Annotated in this window: 13 protein-coding genes; 2 read left to right on the top strand and 11 right to left on the bottom strand. The window is 65.8% G+C overall.

Annotated elements, in window-relative coordinates:
• Nucleotides 1-10: 10 nt before the first annotated feature.
• Nucleotides 11-1,834, bottom strand: a complete 1,824-nt coding sequence (locus EPD66_RS20720) for an ABC transporter ATP-binding protein (protein WP_142850448.1) — start codon at nucleotides 1,832-1,834, stop codon at nucleotides 11-13.
• Between the two features lie 163 nt (nucleotides 1,835-1,997).
• Between EPD66_RS20720 and EPD66_RS20715 the strand changes: the two genes are divergently transcribed.
• Nucleotides 1,998-2,201 carry a hypothetical protein gene (locus EPD66_RS20715; protein WP_142850447.1) on the top strand — a complete coding sequence of 68 codons (204 nt, stop codon included), beginning with the start codon at nucleotides 1,998-2,000 and terminating at the stop codon, nucleotides 2,199-2,201.
• Here EPD66_RS20715 and EPD66_RS20710 read toward each other — a convergent pair.
• The 5 genes from EPD66_RS20710 to EPD66_RS20690 all read right to left on the bottom strand — a co-directional run bounded on the left by EPD66_RS20710 (nucleotide 2,194) and on the right by EPD66_RS20690 (nucleotide 6,291).
• Nucleotides 2,194-2,574 (bottom strand): hypothetical protein, encoded by a 381-nt coding sequence (locus EPD66_RS20710; protein WP_142850446.1) that lies wholly within the window; start codon nucleotides 2,572-2,574, stop codon nucleotides 2,194-2,196. The two genes, EPD66_RS20715 and EPD66_RS20710, sit on opposite strands and share 8 nt — an antisense overlap.
• Nucleotides 2,575-2,615: 41 nt before the next feature.
• The gene (locus EPD66_RS20705; RefSeq protein WP_185961542.1) at nucleotides 2,616-3,602 is read right to left on the bottom strand and encodes an AbrB family transcriptional regulator; all 987 of its coding nucleotides are present in this window, start codon (nucleotides 3,600-3,602) and stop codon (nucleotides 2,616-2,618) included.
• 29 nt (nucleotides 3,603-3,631) lie between these two features.
• Complete coding sequence (locus EPD66_RS20700) at nucleotides 3,632-4,405, bottom strand: GntR family transcriptional regulator (RefSeq protein ID WP_185961541.1); 774 nt, start codon at nucleotides 4,403-4,405, stop codon at nucleotides 3,632-3,634.
• Nucleotides 4,406-4,483: 78 nt separating this feature from the next.
• Nucleotides 4,484-5,509 (bottom strand): glycosyltransferase family 1 protein, encoded by a 1,026-nt coding sequence (locus EPD66_RS20695; protein ID WP_142850443.1) that lies wholly within the window; start codon nucleotides 5,507-5,509, stop codon nucleotides 4,484-4,486.
• The gene (locus EPD66_RS20690) at nucleotides 5,497-6,291 is read right to left on the bottom strand and encodes a UDP-2,3-diacylglucosamine diphosphatase (RefSeq protein WP_142850442.1); all 795 of its coding nucleotides are present in this window, start codon (nucleotides 6,289-6,291) and stop codon (nucleotides 5,497-5,499) included. The genes EPD66_RS20695 and EPD66_RS20690 overlap by 13 nt, the downstream gene beginning before the upstream one ends.
• A gap of 141 nt (nucleotides 6,292-6,432) precedes the next feature.
• Here EPD66_RS20690 and EPD66_RS20685 point away from each other — a divergent pair, with 141 nt between their 5' ends.
• A complete protein-coding gene (locus EPD66_RS20685; RefSeq protein WP_142850441.1) occupies nucleotides 6,433-7,404 on the top strand; it encodes a diacylglycerol kinase family protein in 972 nt (323 codons plus the stop codon).
• Here the strand turns inward: EPD66_RS20685 and EPD66_RS20680 are convergent.
• The 5 genes from EPD66_RS20680 to nirB are packed head-to-tail and all read right to left on the bottom strand — an operon-like array spanning nucleotide 7,357 to nucleotide 15,804.
• A complete protein-coding gene (locus EPD66_RS20680; protein WP_142850440.1) occupies nucleotides 7,357-9,057 on the bottom strand; it encodes a bifunctional protein-serine/threonine kinase/phosphatase in 1,701 nt (566 codons plus the stop codon). The two genes, EPD66_RS20685 and EPD66_RS20680, sit on opposite strands and share 48 nt — an antisense overlap.
• 20 nt (nucleotides 9,058-9,077) lie before the next feature.
• Entirely contained in the window at nucleotides 9,078-10,334 is a 1,257-nt protein-coding gene (locus tag EPD66_RS20675; RefSeq protein WP_142850439.1) for a NarK/NasA family nitrate transporter, read from the bottom strand.
• A 26-nt stretch (nucleotides 10,335-10,360) separates the two neighbouring features.
• A complete protein-coding gene (locus EPD66_RS20670) occupies nucleotides 10,361-12,991 on the bottom strand; it encodes a nitrate reductase (protein ID WP_142850438.1) in 2,631 nt (876 codons plus the stop codon).
• A 30-nt stretch (nucleotides 12,992-13,021) separates the two neighbouring features.
• A complete protein-coding gene (nirD, locus tag EPD66_RS20665) occupies nucleotides 13,022-13,354 on the bottom strand; it encodes a nitrite reductase small subunit NirD (protein WP_370511908.1) in 333 nt (110 codons plus the stop codon).
• 8 nt (nucleotides 13,355-13,362) lie between these two features.
• Nucleotides 13,363-15,804: a nitrite reductase large subunit NirB gene (nirB, locus tag EPD66_RS20660; protein ID WP_142850436.1), complete on the bottom strand. Its 2,442-nt coding sequence runs from the start codon at nucleotides 15,802-15,804 to the stop codon at nucleotides 13,363-13,365.
• Nucleotides 15,805-16,330 lie beyond the last annotated feature (526 nt).

Below are 16,330 nucleotides of genomic sequence, written 5' to 3'. Positions count from 1 at the left end.
GGGCGGAGGATTACTCCGCCGCCCGGGCCTGCAACCCCCATAGCCGGGCATAAAGACCGGCCTTATGGATCAGGTCGTCGTGCGAGCCGTCTTCGACGATGCGCCCCTGGTCCATCACCACGATCCTTTCGAACCGCGACAGCGTGGACAGGCGGTGGGCGATGGCGATCACCGTGCGGTCCTTGAACAGGGAATCCAGGCTTTCCTGCACTAGGCGCTCGGTCTCGGAATCCAGCGCGCTGGTCGCTTCGTCCAGGATGACGATGTGCGCGTCGCGCAACACCGCGCGGGCGATGGCGATGCGCTGGCGCTGGCCGCCCGACAGGACCACGCCACGTTCGCCCGCGATGGTCTGGTAGCCGGCGGGATAGGACTGGATGAAGTCATGGGCATGGGCGGCGCGGGCGGCGGCGATGACTTCCTCATCCGTCGCCTCGGGCCGGGCGAAGCGGATATTGTCGAGCAGGGTCATGTTGAAGATCGCCGGTTCCTGCGGAATCACCGCGAAGGCACGGCGATAGGCGCGCAGGTCCAGCCCCTCCACCGAACGCCCGTCCACTTTCAGGCTGCCCGAGCTGGCCGGATAGAGCGCCAGCAGCAGTTTCAGCAAGGTGGATTTCCCGGCTCCCGAGGGCCCCACCAGCCCGACCTTCTGACCGGCCGAAATGCTCAGGGACAGGTCGGTGACCACCGGGTCGTTGCCCGTCTTGTAGGTGAAGCAGAGCTTGTCGAGCTGGATGTCGCCGCGCTGGGGGGTGAAGACCGTGCCGGTCTTGTTGTCCGGCGCCTCCGCCGCATCGCGGGCATCGGCCAGGGTGTCCGTCAGGCGGCGGAACCCGGCATAGGACTCGACCAGGGAATTCAGCTCGTAAGCCAGCCATTCGAAGCGCATCCAGGCGCCGACGGTGAACATCAGCACCAGGGTGAAGGCCTCCAGCGGCATGGCGCCCGTGGTGGCCTGTTGCAGCGCGACCAGGAAGATGGCGATGATCCAGAAGCCCGCCGCCAGGTTCAGCCCCATCCAGCGCAGGCCCTGGAAACGGAACAGCTGCCGTCCCGCCTCGTGCCCGTTCAGTTCGACATGGCGGGCGCGGTGCAGGATCGGCCGTTCCAGGGTGAAGATCTTGATGGTCGTCACCGAAGACAGGAAGTCGTAGACATTGGCGAACAGGACCTCGACCGCCGCATAGAAGCGGTCGTAGCGCTTGCGCAGATGCGGCAGGGTCAGGACGGCGAGGGCGAAATAGGAAACGCCGAACAGCAGATAGAGAAGATAGAAGATCCCCGGCACGTCCAGCACAGCGATTGACGCGCCCAGCGACAGGAACAGGCCGATCTGGGAAAGCAGCGCCCAGAAGAAGGTGTCGAGCAGGATCTTGAAGGATTCGCGGCCCTTGTTGATCTTCTGTCCCTTAGCCCCGCTAGCCTTGTCCTCGTGCCAGGCGGTGTCCATGGCGATCATGCGGTCCAGGGCATACATGCCCAGGCCGCGTGTCGCCAGGTCGGTCATGATCAGTTGGGGCAGCAGAACCGCCACGCTTCCCAGGAACAGGATGAAGATCGCCAGATAGGGCAGGGCGGTCATCACGGCGCCGCCGAATCCCATCTCGTTCGCCGCCACCACGCCGACGAAATAGGAAAAGAACAGCGGAATGGCAGCCGCCACCGTATGGCGCAAGGTCATGACCGCCGAGATGATGAAGAAAGTCAGCCGGTAGGGCCTGATCGCGAACCACATCCAGGGCAGGAAACCGCGTCCGCGCGGCGCCTTGCTTGGATCAAGCGGGCGCAGCCGCCGCTCGTCGAGGGCGGCCGGCGTCGATGAAACATCCATGCGAAACCTCTTACGTTCGGTTCCCTATATAGGACGCTCGTAACCCTCTGTCGTCCCGTCTGCCACTCCTTCCGTGGAATCACCAAAGTTTCACCATGCCGTCGCGGAACTGAAACGGGTCCCGAGCATTATGGCGCCAACATTCGAAAAGGCCTGATGGACCATGAACAGTATCGAGACCGCCTACTGCCCCTGCTGTGGCCGACAGACACGCCAGCGTCTGGTCAAGGACCGGGTCCTGGCGACGGTGGGATGGTGTCTGGTGTGCTATTCCGTGACCCGGGGCGAGCAACAGCCCGAGGATGAGAAGGTGGAACAGGATTGGCCCCAGACGGCCGGGGAAGAGACGCCGCTCTGCCTCAGGTGATTTCCAGCCCGTGCCGGTCGATGACACTGGGCTGGATCACCCCGGCCTGCAGGGTGAGCATGACCAGCCGGGCGTCCAGGCTGTCGCCTTCCTCGGTCGCCGTGTCGATGCGTTGACGCACCGTTTCCGACAGATGGGGATCGTTGCTGTCGCCGAAGCTCTGCCAGCCCAGCATGCAATAGGCCAGGACCTCGGCGGCCCGCGCCGTCGCGGCGGGATCGGGATTGCCCGCGCAGGCTTCCTTCAGCAGCTTCATGGTGGTGATCTTCACCGCGTCGGGAACCAGGCGCGGATGCAGGCCCACGTCACGCAGCGATGCGTCCAGAAGCTGGATGTCGCGGGAACGGCCGAAAAGGCTGAAAAGTCCAAACATCCCTTACAGATAGCATCGCGCGATCCGGGTGAAAAGGCCGCTTACTGCAAATAGCGCCGGGCCAGTAGCGGCAGGGCCAGGGCGGTGACCACCAGGCGCACGCTATGATGGACGCCGACGAAGGCGGGATCGTAGCCCAGCGACATGGCAAGCAGGGGCATGACATCCGCGCCCCCCGGCGCATAGGCCATGAGCAATTGGCCGAAGGGAAGGCCGGTGACATGGCTGAGCGGCAGGGCGATGGCGGCCGTCGTCAGCAGGGCCAGCAGCACGCTCGCCAGGCAGACGGGCAGGGCGGCGGCCAGGAGCCGGGCCGAGGAGCCGTAGAAGCGGGCGCCGATCATGCCGCCGACCGCCAGCAGCAGGCCGGCCTCGACGATCTCGGGCAGCGGGCCGATGGAGAAACCGGCCAGGGAGGCCGCGCCCGATCCGAGGATGGTTCCCATTAAGGGCGGGGCGGGAAGGTTGAAGCGCCGGGCCAGCAGCCAGCCAGCGATGCCTGCGGTCATGGCGACCGCGACCGACAGGGGATCGGGCAGGCTGCGCTCGACCACGCCGCCGCCCGGCGTCGTGATGTAAAGCAGGGTGGGAATGGCGACGACGAGCATGGTCAGGCGCAGGCTCTGCGCCGTGGCGACGCTGCCCATGGCCGCCCGGCTTTCCGCGGCGGTGGCCAGGACCATGGCGAGATGCCCCGGAAAGGCGGCGAAAAAGGCGGTATCGCCGGTAAAGTGCCCGACGCGGGTGAGGAAGACCGCGCCGATGACCAGGGAACCGAACAAGGCCGCCATCATGCCCAGGATGCTGGGCAGCCAGTTGGCTGCCTGGGCGAGGCTTTCCGGTGTCAGAGCGCCGCCCACATTGATGCCGATCATCAGCAGGACGCCGGTTTGCATCCAGGTCGGAAAGGCCTGGCGGATGCCGGACAGGGAAACCGCGACGGTCGCCGCCAGCGGGCCCAGAAGCCAGGGTGCCGGCAGGCCCGCCAGCGCGAAGACTAGGCCGCCGATGAGGGAGAAGACCAGCATGGTCCCCATCCCCTCGGGAAAATATCGCCTCATGCTTCCACTCTCGGCATCGCTGAACTGACGGCAGGGGTCAGCTCCATCACGTAACGGAAGCTGTCGGCGGGAAAACGGATGGAAACCAGTTCCAGGGCACGCCCGCTTTCTTCCCGCACCACCCGTTCGAGCCGCAGGAGCGGAGCGCCCTCGGTGGTGCGGAGCAGGTGGGCAAGCCGGGCATCCGCGGCGGTGGCGGACAGGGATTGCGTGCCGTGATGCAAGGTGAAGCTGGCTTCCGTCAGGATGTCCAGCATCGGCTTGCGTTCCATGGCCTCGCGCGAGACATGGGGTGCGACCCAGGGCGGCAGATGCAGCTCGACATGGCAGAAGGGTTCGCCATCGCGGCTGCGCAGCCTTTCGATCCACAAGAGCGGCGTCGCGCGCGGCACGCCCAGGGTCTGGGCCACGTCCTGCGGGGCGGGAATGGTGGCATAGTCGAGCAAGGAGACGGCGGTGCCGAGGCCGATGACCAGGGCGTTGTTCAATTCCCCCGACAGGCTGACCGGGGCCGGGCGCTGGCTCGGCCCGGCCAGGACGCGGGTGGCCCGTCCCCGGCTGCGGTCGATCAGCCCGCGCCGTTCCAGTTCGTCCAGTGCCCGGCGGATGGTGATGCGGGAAACGGCGAAGCGGTTCTCAAGCTCCTGCTCGCTTTCCAGAAGGCCGGTGGCCTCGTAGCGGCCCTGATAGATGTCGGCCCGCAATTGCGAGAATATCTGGTGATACAGGGGCATCGGCCCGCGCCGGTCCAGTCCTGCAGGCTCGATCATCTCCATCCCGCGTCAACTTGTTATAATATGATGATATGTACTCCATGTTACCTCGCCCGGCAAGAGGCGCGGAGCGGGTCAGGCGGCGGGCGCGAAGGAGGCTTCGGCGGAGAAGGGGCTGAGATTTCCCAGGAATTGGGCAGCGCTGGCGGACCATGAGAAATTGTCCGCATAGCTGCGGCAGGCCTCGCGGGAGATCCCGAGCGCCTTCATGGCGGCCTGCCGCAGATCCTCGTCCAGGCATCCGACCTCGGCATTGCCGATGACATCCAGAGGGCCGGGAACGGGATAGGCCGCCACAGGCAGGCCGCAGGCCAGGGCTTCGAGCAGGACGAGGCCGAAAGTGTCCGTGCGGCTGGGGAAGACGAAGACATCCGCCCCGGCGTAATGCGCGGCCAGGTCCGCCCCCTGCTTGGCCCCGGTGAACAGGACGCCCGGGTATTTCTGTTCCAGGTCCTGGCGCTGCGGGCCGTCGCCGACGACGACTTTCGAGCCGGGCAGGTCGAGGGAGAGAAAGGCCTCGATATTCTTCTCGACGGCCAAGCGGCCTACATACAGGAAGATCGGCCGGGGAAGGTCGTAGACTTGCTGGGGATGCGGGCGGAAGAGATCGGTATCGACCCCCCGCGTCCATCGGCTGGTCCGGGTGATGCCCCAGGTGTGGATTTCCCGCTCGACCGTTTCCGTCGCCACCATGACGGTCGCGGCGGAAGCATGGAAACGCCGGATCAGCGCATAGGACACGGCCAGTGGGATGCCGAAGCGGGCCCTGACATATTCGGGGAAGCGCGTGTGATAGGCGGTGGTGAAGGGCAGGCCCTTGCGCAGGCAATAGGCCCGTGCCGCCCAGCCGAGCGGCCCTTCGGTGGCGATATGGATGGCGCAAGGCCGTGCCGCCTCGATGAGGCGGGCGAGTTTCCGCCGCGGGAAGAGAGAGAGGCGGATTTCCGGATAGGTCGGGCAAGGCATGGTCTTGAAGTCCTGCGGCGTGATCGTCGCGACCTCATGCCCTGTCCGTTGCAGTTCCCCGACGAGTGCGCCGAGGGTGCGCACCACACCGTTCACCTGGGGGGCCCAGGCGTCGGTGACGATCACGATGCGCATAAGGCCATTCTTTCGGACTGGATCTGGGAAACCAGTTGCGGCCAGTAGAGGACTTCCAGCCGGCCGTCGGCGTGTTCGACCAAGGCGGAGCAGCTTTCGACCCAATCGCCGCAATTGGCGTAGACGAAGCCGTCGCATTCGCGGATCACGGCATGATGGATATGGCCGCAGATGACCCCGTCGACCTGGCGTTGGCGGGCGGCCTCCATGACCGTCTCCTCATAATTCCCGATGAACTGGACGGCGTTCTTGACCTTGTGCTTCAGGAAGGCCGAAAGCGACCAATAACCGTAGCCCAGGCGGCGGCGCCACCAGTTGAACCAGCGGTTCAGGACCAGCGCCAGGCTGTAGGCTTGGTCGCCCAGGACGGCGAGCCATTTCGCATAGAGGACGACGCCGTCGAAATCGTCGCCATGCAGGACGAGAAGCCGCTTGCCGTCCGCCGTGACATGGATCGCCTCCCGCACCAACTCGACGGCGCCGAAGCCGTTGCCGACGAAGTTGCGGGCGAATTCGTCATGATTGCCGGGCACATAGATCAGGCGCGTGCCCTTGCGCGCCTTGCGCAGCAGTTTCTGGACAACGTCGTTATGCGCCTGCGGCCAATACCAGCTTCGCTTGAGGCGCCAGCCATCGACGATATCGCCGACCAGATAGAGACAGTCACATTCGGTAACCTTCAGGAACTCAAGAAGATATTCTGCCTGGCATCCTTTCGTCCCGAGATGAACGTCTGAAATCCACACCGTTCTGTAATGTGCAGGTCGGACATCTGCTGTCATGAGAGGGTCTCCTGCGCTGCCCTCTCAAGCTATTCTTACATTTTTACGGCTCAGTCTAATTATGGATTTATGACGCTGTGAAATGTTGAATTCATGCTTGCGTCACATTCATTTCCCCCCGTTCCAGGTTATGAAGAAAGAATGACTACACTCTCTCCCGCAGGGCAGCGGCCGGCTTTCAGGCATCTGCTCGTCGTCTATAATCCCACCGCCGGGGCGCGTCGGCAGCGCAGGTTGCAGCTTTTCCTGGAGGAGCTGGCCCGGGCCGGCTGCCGCTATGAATTGTTCGCCACGACCCAACGGGGCGACGCCGAGACGGCGGCAAGTACTGCCGGTGACCGGGGCTTCGACCTGATCGTCGCGGCAGGCGGGGACGGAACGCTCAACGAGGTGGTCAACGGCTTGGCGATGGCCCGCCGCAAGCTGCCCGTGGCCTTCATGCCCCTGGGGACGGCCAATGTGCTTGCCGCCGAGATCCGCCTGTCCTGCGCACCGCGGAAGGTGGCCAAGGCCGTCCTGGAAGGGCGCCTGAGGACAATCCGGCTGGGCGAGGCGCAGGGACGCTATTTCGTGCTGATGGCCAGCGTCGGGGCGGATGCCGCGGTGGTGCATGGCCTCGACCTGGACTTGAAGCGCCGCCTGGGCAAGCTCGCCTACGGACTGGAAGCCTGCCGGAGGGCGCTGTCCTATGGCTTCCCGTCCCTTGAAGTCATCGTGGACGGTGTGCCCTACACTGCCCGCATGGTGGTTGCCTGCAAGGCGCGATGCTATGGCGGGCCTTTCCGCGCCGCGCCGGATGCGGATCTCTGCGGCGAGATGCTTCATGCCGTGTTGCTGGAACGGGCGGGGGCCTGGTCCATGCTGCGCTACGGCCTGGCCTTGGGCTTGGGCCGCCTGGGCAGACTTCCCGATGTCAGGATCGTTCCGGGCAGAAGGATCGTCATCAATGGCCCCGCCGGAACGCCGGTCCAGGCCGACGGCGACCCGCTGGGATTGCTGCCGGTCGAGATTTCGGTGTCCGGCCTCGTCGTCGACCTGGTGGTGCCGGAAACGGGCGAAGGCGCGCTAATGCACGATCAGGCAGGCCAGCAACGCCAGGAACAGGACGCCTGAAACGGCCTGCCAGAACAGGACCGGATTGCGGTGATAGAGCGGCGGCCGCCGCCTGTCGGCCGGCTGGGCCTCTGTCGGTCCGCCTTCCAGGTCCAGGACCAGTTCCATCACATCGCCATGCCGTTCCTTGGGGTCCAGGGCCAGGGCCTTGGCCAGGGTGGCGTCCAGCCAGGCCGGCAGGTCGGGGCGCAGCCTGGCCAGGGACGGAACCTTCTTGAAGCGGGGGTGGCTGAAGGGCTCGATCTCGCCTTGGGGGAATTGGCCGGTGTAAAGGCGGTACAGGGTGGCGCCCAGGGCATAGAGGTCGGAGGTTTCGCTGCCGCCTTGCCCGGCGAACATCTCGGGCGCCATGTAGCTGGGCGTTCCGGGCACGTCGGTCTGAGGAAAATCCTCCAGTCCCGGAATCCGCACCACGCCCAGATCCAGCAGCTTCAGCCCGCCATCCTCCTGCAGGATCACATTGTCGGGCTTGATGTCGCGGTGGATGATGCCTGCCCGGTGCAGCGCCGTCACCGCCTTGCCCAGCTTGATGCCGATCTGGCGGCCTTCCTCCAGGCTGGGGCGCGGCTTGCGGCGCAGGCGCTGTTCCAGCGTCTCGCCCGCATAATAGGGCATGACCGTATAGAGGCAGGATTGCCGTCCCTCGGGCAATTCGATCACCGAGGCCAGCCAGGGGCTGCGGACGCGGGCGGCGACCCAAGCCTCGCGGATGAAGGCGGCCTTGTAGGTGGCCTCCGTCGCCACGCTGGGATGGGGGAATTTCAGCACCACCTTGCCGCCATCCACGCCGTCCTCGGCGATGAACAGGCGGCTGTAGCGGCCCTCGGACAGGACGTTCCCCAGCACGAAACCGTCGATCCTGTCGCCGGGCGCGGGGACCGGGATCATGGGCAGGGTCAGGATGCTGCGCCCGATGCTGTCCCGGTCCAGGGGCGGCAGGTCCAGCACATCCAGCACCAGGGCCGTCACATTGTCGTCGCTGCCTGCTTCCAGGGCGGCGGAGACCAGTTCATAGGCGCTGTCTTCGGGGGCCGAACGGCGGCGCAGGATGTCGGCGATCTTCTCGTCCGGCAGCACGCCATGGATGCCGTCGCAGCAGAGCAGGAAGCGGTCATGCACGGCGACGGGATGAGCGGCGTAATCCAGCCGCACAGTTTCCTCGATCCCGATGGCCCGGTACAGGACATGGCTCAGTCCCGGCTGCCTGAGGGAATGGTCCTCGGTCAGGCGCAGCAGACGGTCGCCGCTCAGGCGGTAGAGGCGGGTATCGCCGACATGGATGACATGGGCGGTGCGGCCGCGCAGCACCAGGGCGGTGAAGGTGCAGCCCATGCCTGCCAGCAAGGGATCGGTGCGGCCCTGGGTATGAATCCAGCTGTTCAGGGGCTGGAGGATGCGCGAGGCCGAGCGCTGCACTCCCAAAGTCGCCGAATCGGCGTAATAGCCGTCGATGAAGCCGCGGACCATCAGCTCGGCGGCCTCGCGTCCGCCCCTGGCGCCGCCCATGCCGTCGGCGATGGCCGCGACGATGCCTTGCCGGGCCCGCTCGGTGGCCGTTCCCAGGCAGGAAGCGGCGAAATCCTCGTTCCGCTGCCGCCTGCCGGTCTCCGAGAAAACCCCGGCGCTGACCTTTAGGTCAGCGCCGGTGGTCATGGCCGCCGTTCCGGTCATGCTCAGATGCGGGCGCCCGAGGCGGCTCCCCAGGTGGTGCGCCAGCGGGTCTTGAGGCTGAGCAGGGCCAGCCAGCCGCCCAGCACCATGACGCTGAAGAACAGGAAGCCCAGGCTGAACTCACCGGTCATTTCCTTCGACATGCCCAGGGTCTTGGCCAGGAAGAAGCCGCCGATGCCACCCATGCAGCCGACCAGACCCGTCATGACGCCCATCTCACCCCGGAAACGCTGGGGGATCAACTGGAAGACGGCGCCGTTGCCCATGCCCAGGCACAGCACGCCGACAGAAAAGACCAGCACGGCGATCCAGGCTTCCATGGGCATCTGCATCATCGACCAGCCGCCCGAAGCCGGGGCCGCGCCGCCGGGCAGGAAGGAGATCAGCAGATAGGTGGCGCTGACCACGGCGAACAGGACCAGCAGGGTGCGGATGCCGCCGATGCGGTCGGCCACATAGCCGCCGATGGGCCGGAAGCAGGAACCGAACATCACGATGATCGCCACCATCAGCCCCGCCGTCACGCCCGACACATGATACTGAATGGTGAAATACAGCGGCAGCGAGTTCGCCAGCCCGACGAAGCCGCCGAAGGTGATGAAATAGAAGAACATGAACCACCAGCTGTCGCGGTCGGCGAAGACGGCCTTGTACTTGGCCCAGGTCACCGGGTTGCGCGGCACGGGCGCTTCCTTCGAGGCCATGACGTAGAACAGGAAGGTGGGAACCAGCGGCACCAGCAGCGAACCGATAGCGACGCGCCAGCCGTAATGCTCGGCCAAGGTGGGGATGAACAGGGCGTCGAGCACCACGCCCATGTTGCCCGCCCCGGCGATACCCAGCACGATCCCCTGATATTGCGGCGGATACCATTTGCTGGCCTGGGGCAGGGCCACGGCGAAGGAGGCGCCGCCCAGCCCCAGCACCACGCCCAGCATGTGGATTTCAAAGGGGGAATTCAGGCCGACCAGCCAGGTATAGGCAACGGCGGCGATGACGATCAGCTGCGCCACCGAGCCGGTGACCTTGGCGCCGAAATGGTCGCAGAAGATGCCCATGGGAACGCGCAGGATGGCGCCCGCCAGGATCGGAATGGCGACCATGGTGAATTGCTCGCCATAGGGGATGTTCAGGTCCTGGGCGATATAGACGGCAAGCGGCCCCAGCGTGACCCAGGCCATGAAGCTGACGTCGAAATACAGGAAGGCGGCCAGCAGGGTCGGCCAGTGCCCGGCCTTCTTGAACTCTTTCAAATTCATTTTCTAACCTTCAACTCTTTCTGGGGTCACGCCGCGGCACTCGGCGCCTTCTCGGCCTTCATGTTCTGCACGTGCAGCAGGGCCTTGAGTTCGGGAATGCAGGACCCGCAGCCGGTTCCGGCCTGAAGGGCGGCGCCGATCTCGGCGGCGCTGGTCAGCCGCTGGTCGCGGATCGCGCCTTCGATGGTGTTCAGCCCGACGGAGAAGCAGGCGCAGACGATGCGGCCCTGGTCGGCCTGTCCGGTTGGGGCTTGTCCGGCCAGGAGAGCGGCGCGCGCGGCGGGGGCATCCAGGCTGCTTGCGATCTGTCCGGCGACCCAGCTTCGGGCAAGGCCGGGGCGGTCGGGCTCCACATAGAGGGCGGCGACGAGGCTGTCGCCCTTCAGCCAGGCATAGCGCCCCAAGCGGCGGCCTTTGTCCTCGACCTCCAGGCGGGTGAGTCCTTCGATGCCGTCCAGGTCGGCGAGCAGAGATTTCACCTGATCCGCCGAATTTCCGGCCAATTCCACCACCTGCGAGCCTGCCGAGGCATGGCGCGACCACCACGGGATATCGCCCAGTTCCGGCAGGTCGCGGCAGATCAGCACACCGGCCCAGGAGGTGGCGAAAGGCGTCGCCGCCACCGGCATATGCTTCAGTTCCGGCTGGCCCGAAACCGGGTCGGGATGCGCCGCCACCAGCCGTCCCACCACGGCCCGGGCGGCGAAGCTGTCGTTCCAGTGGATGGGCAGGAAGACCTGGCCTTCCGGCTGGTCGCCGGTGACGCGGACGCGGATGATGCATTCGCCCAGGCGGCTGGTGATGCGCGCCAGTCTGCCGTCCCGCAGCCCGGCCCGTTCGGCATCGGCGGGATGGATGTCGAGCAGGGGTTCCGAGCGATGGCCGGCCAGGCGCGCCGACAGGCCGGTGCGGGTCATGGTATGCCACTGGTCGCGGTAGCGGCCGGTGTTCAGGCGCAGGGGATAGACGTCGTCAACCTTGTCCCGGGGCGGGCGGAAGCGCACCGGCACCAGCTTGGCGCGGCGGTCGGGATGGTAGAAGCGGCCATCGCCGAACATGCGCTTGCGGCCCCATTGGAAGGGGACAAGGGCGTCATAATCCATTGCCGCCGTGGGGCCGAGATCGAGGTCGCGGCTGCCGTCATTCTCGAAGGCCGTGAGGCTTGCATATTCGCGGAACACCGCTTCCGGACCGCTCCAGTCGAAGGCGGCACCATGGCCGAGGGCGCGGGCCACTTCGGCCAGGGCCCACCAATCGGCGCGGGCCTCGCCGGGGGCGGGCAGGAAGGGGCGCTGGCGCGAGACGGTACGGTCGGAATTGGTGACCATGCCGTCCTTCTCGCCCCAGGCCAGGGCCGGCAGCTTGATATGGGCGAAGCGCAGGGTATCGTTCTCGGCCACGCAATCGGAGACGATCACCACAGGGCATTTCGCCAAGGCGCGCCGCACCAGTTCTGATTCTGGCAGGCTGACGGCGGGATTGGTGCCCATGATCCAGACCGCCTTGACCTTGCCTTCGTCCATGGCGCGGAACAGGTCGATGGCCTTCAGCCCTTCCCGGGTCGCCATGTTCGGGGCGTTCCAGAAGCGCCGCACGCGGTCCACGCTTTCCGGATCGAAGCCCATATGGGCGGCAAGCTGGTTTGCCAGGCCGCCGACCTCGCGTCCGCCCATGGCATTGGGCTGGCCGGTCACCGAGAACGGCCCCATGCCGGGCCGGCCGATCCGGCCGGTGGCGAGGTGAATGTTGAGGATGGAATTGACCTTGTCGGTGCCGGCGGAGGATTGGTTGACGCCCTGGCTGAACACCGTCACCACCTTGTCGGTGGAGGCGAACAGGGCATAGAAGCGGGCGATGTCGTTTTCATCCAGCCCCGTGGCCTGGGCGACTTGGGCGGCATCGGCGCGGGCGGCATTCAGGGACTCCCCGAAGCCGTTGGTGTGTTCGGCCAGGAAATCCGCATCCAGCACGCCGGCCTGTTCGCAATGAACCAGCAGGCCGTTGAACAGGGCGACGTCCGATCCGGGCGCCAGGGGCAGATGCAGATCGGCGATGTCGCAGCTATCGGTGCGGCGGGGGTCGATCACCACCACGCGGGTGCCGCGTTCCTCGCGCGCCGCCTTCAGGCGCTGGAACAGCACCGGATGGCACCAAGCGAGGTTCGAGCCGACCAGAACCACCAGATCGGCCAGTTCCAGGTCCTCATAGCAGCCCGGCACGGTGTCGGAGCCGAAGGCGCGGCGATGGCCGGCCACGGTCGAGGCCATGCAGAGGCGGGAATTGGTGTCCACATTGGCGGTGCCGAGGAAGCCCTTGGCCAGCTTGTTGGCGGCGTAATAATCCTCGGTCAGCAATTGCCCGGACAGGTAGAAGGCGAAGGAATCCGGCCCGTGCCGGTCGATGACCGAGCGGATGCGGCTCGCGGTTTCCCGGATGGCATGGGGCCAGTCCACCCGGCGGCCGTCCACCATGGGGTGAAGCAGGCGGGTGTCCAGGGCCAGGGTATCGGCCAGGGCCGTCCCTTTCGAGCAGAGGCGGCCGTGATTGGCGGGATGGTCCGGGTCGCCGCGCACGGTCCAGTCCTCCTCGCGCCGTTCGGCGATAACGCCGCAACCGGTGCCGCAATAGGGGCAGGTCGTGCGTACGCAGTCAGCCATGACGGTTCCTCCAGACGACGATACGAGACTTCAGGCGACGGCGGCTTTCCTGTGCGCGTCCAGGCCCAGCAGCAGGCGGCGGCCTTCCTGGCGCACCGGGATGACATTGGTGCAGCCTTCATCGGGGCCGTCGGCCTCGCCGGTGCCCAGGTCGATGACCCAGTTGTGCAGCGGGCAGGTCACCTTGCGGCCCGAGACGATGCCTTCCGAGAGCGGGCCGCCGCTATGCGGGCATTTGTTGATCAGGGCGAAGACTTCGTCCTTGGCGGTGCGGAACACTGCGATCTGGCCCAGATGGCTTTCCACGGTGCGGGCGCCGCGCGGCGGGATGTCGTCCAGGCTGCCGATTTCGATCCAGTCCATCATCGTTCTCACCCCACCATGGCCAGAGACTTGAATTCGTGTGCTTCCGAGCCTTGGACGCGTTCGGCCCAGGGATCGTTCTGCGCGAAGGTCTGCGAGTGCAGGAAGCGGGCATAAAGGTCCTTGCGCCCGGCTTCATCGTCGATCAGGCGGCGCTTGACGTAATCCAGCCCGACCCGCTCGATCCACGGCGCGGTGCGTTCCAGATACCAAGCGTCCTCGCGGTAGAGCTGCATGAAGGCCCCGGCATATTCCAGCACCTCTTCCTCGGTCTTGACTTGGCAGAGGTGATCGGTGCCGCGCAGATGGATGCCGCCATTGCCGCCGACCACGAGGTCGTAGCCGGCATCGACGCAGATCACGCCGAAATCCTTGATGGTGGCTTCCGCGCAGTTCCGCGGGCAGCCCGAGACCGCCATTTTGAATTTGTGCGGCGTCCACGAGCCCCAGGTCATACGTTCGAGCTTGATGCCCAGCCCGGTGGAATCCTGGGTACCGAAGCGGCACCATTCCGATCCCACGCAGGTCTTCACCGTGCGCAGGCCCTTGGCATAGGCATGGCCCGAAACCATTCCGGCGGCGTTCAGGTCCGCCCAGACCGCGGGCAGGTCCTCCTTCTTCACGCCCAGCAAATCGATGCGCTGGCCGCCGGTCACCTTGACGGTGGGAATCTGGAACTTCTCGGCCACATCGGCGATGGCGCGCAGCTCGGCCGCCGTGGTGACGCCGCCCCACATGCGGGGCACGACGGAATAGGTGCCGTCCTTCTGGATGTTGCCGTGGACGCGCTCGTTGATGAAGCGGCTCTGCTGGTCGTCCACATATTCGCCCGGCCAGGCGCAAAGCAGGTAATAGTTCAGGGCGGGGCGGCATTTGGCGCAACCGTCCTCGGTCTTCCATCCCAGGGCTTCGCGCACTTCGGCCTGGCTCTTCAGCCCCTGCTCGACGATGGCCTTGCGGACATGGGCATGGCCGTGCTCGGTGCATTTGCACATGGCCTCGGCCACAGCCGCATCGGCGCCGGTGACATGGCTGAGGATTGCCTGCACAACATTCGTGCATTGCCCGCAGGAGGCCGAGGCCTTGGTATGGGCGCGGACGTCGTCGAGGCTGGTCAGGCCCTTGCTGGTGATGGCCGAGACGATGTCGCATTTCGACACGCCGTTGCAGCCGCAGACCTGGGTATCGTCGGACATGGCGGCGACATCCAGCCCGCTGTTGCCACCGGGGCCGTCGGCATAGGCCTGGCCGAAGATGATGCGGTCGCGGAAGGCGGCAATGTCCTTGCCCTGGCGCATCAGGTCGAAATACCACGCGCCGTCGGCGACATCGCCATAGAGGACGGCGCCGACCACCTTGTCCTCGCGGATCACCAGTTTCTTGTAGATGCCCTTGGCGGCGTCGCGGTAGACGACCTCGCTGTCCAACTCGTCCTCGGCGGTCAGCAGGCCGGCCGAGAAGACGTCGATGCCGGTGATCTTCAGCCGGGTGGAAAGCGGCGGCGTGGCATAGGCGGCCTTCTGGTCGCCCGCCAGCCGGGCGGCGCAGACCTTGGCCTGTTCCCAGATCGGCGCGACGAGGCCGAAGACCTGCCCGTTATGCTCGACGCATTCGCCGATGGCATAGATGTCGCCGTCGCTGGTCGCCATGTCGTCACCGACGCGGATGCCGCGATTGACATCCAGTCCGGCTTGCTTGGCCAGGGCGACATTGGGGCGGATGCCGATGGCCACGACCACCAGGTCGGCGGGAACTTCGCGGCCATCGGCCAAGCGGATGCCTTCCACCTTGTCGGTGCCCAGGATCTGTTCGGTCTGGCCGCTGGTGAAGAAATGCAGGCCGCGCTCGGTCAGGTCGCGTTGCAGCAGCGTCCCGGCCTCGACGTCCAACTGCCGCTCCATCAGGGTCGGCATCAGATGGACCAGCGCCACCGGCATGCCCTGGCGCTTCAGGCCCCAGGCCGCTTCCAGCCCCAGCAGACCGCCGCCGATGACCACCGCGCGCTGCCCGGCCTGGGCCGCTTTCAGCATGGCTTCGACATCGGCGATGTCGCGGAAGGAGACCACGCCCGGCAGGTCCAGGCCGGGCAGGGGCGGCATCAGCGGGTTTGAGCCGGTGGCCAGCAGCAGCTTGTCATAGGGAACCACCCGGCCCGAGGCCGAGGTGACGGTCTTGGCTGTGCGGTCGATGGCGACGACGGCATCGCCGGTATGAAGGGTGATGCCGTTCTCGTCGTACCACGAGCGCGGATTGATGACGATTTCGTCCAGGTCCTTTTCGCCGGCCAGAACCGAAGACAGCATGATGCGGTTGTAGTTCGGGTGGGGCTCGGCACCGAAGACGGTGATGTCGTAACGAACGGGCGCACGGGCCAGCAATTCCTCGACGGTGCGCATGCCCGCCATGCCGTTGCCCACCACCACCAGCCGCTGACGTGAAACTGCGTTCATGAGCCTTGTCCTTCCAAAAGCAAAAAAGGCGCCCAGAACTCGATCCGGCCTGACGGCCTGAATCCGGTTCTGGAACGCCTTTGTTCCTTCCGCAGCGGGAAGCATCGTTGCTTCCGCTGCTCAAATCCGATCTGCCCCGAACGACTCTTCGTTGAGCGTCTGGGAAATGGGAGCCGCCGGACCATCGTCCCGACGGCTCAAACCATTCGCCCTTTCCTTTAAGCAAGCAGGATGCCAAGTCGGAAATGGCGTATTCACGCGATTTCCCGGCAGGCCATGCGGGCGGTCCTGCCTAATCCGAAACCACTCTGCCGGCGGAATGATTAAAAAGGGTGCAGCATCTGGGCTGATTCCCCCGAGCAAGCAAAAGCCCCCGCCGGTTTCCCGGCGGGGGCTGGTCTTGCGGCGCTGCCTGTTCTGTTAGGCGGGCAGCTTGACGGTATCGGCCAGCTGGCGGAACTGCTCGATCTGGTCGAAGTTCATGTAGCGGTAGATGTCGCCGGCCTTCTGGTTGACCACGGTGACC

The organism is Telmatospirillum sp. J64-1, from assembly GCF_006980715.1.
In the GTDB taxonomy this organism is placed as follows: Bacteria; Pseudomonadota; Alphaproteobacteria; order Rhodospirillales; family Magnetospirillaceae; genus Oleiliquidispirillum; species Oleiliquidispirillum nitrogeniifigens.
The sequence above is the reverse complement of the archived record's forward strand: the minus strand, read 5'-3'. Positions and strand labels throughout refer to the sequence as shown.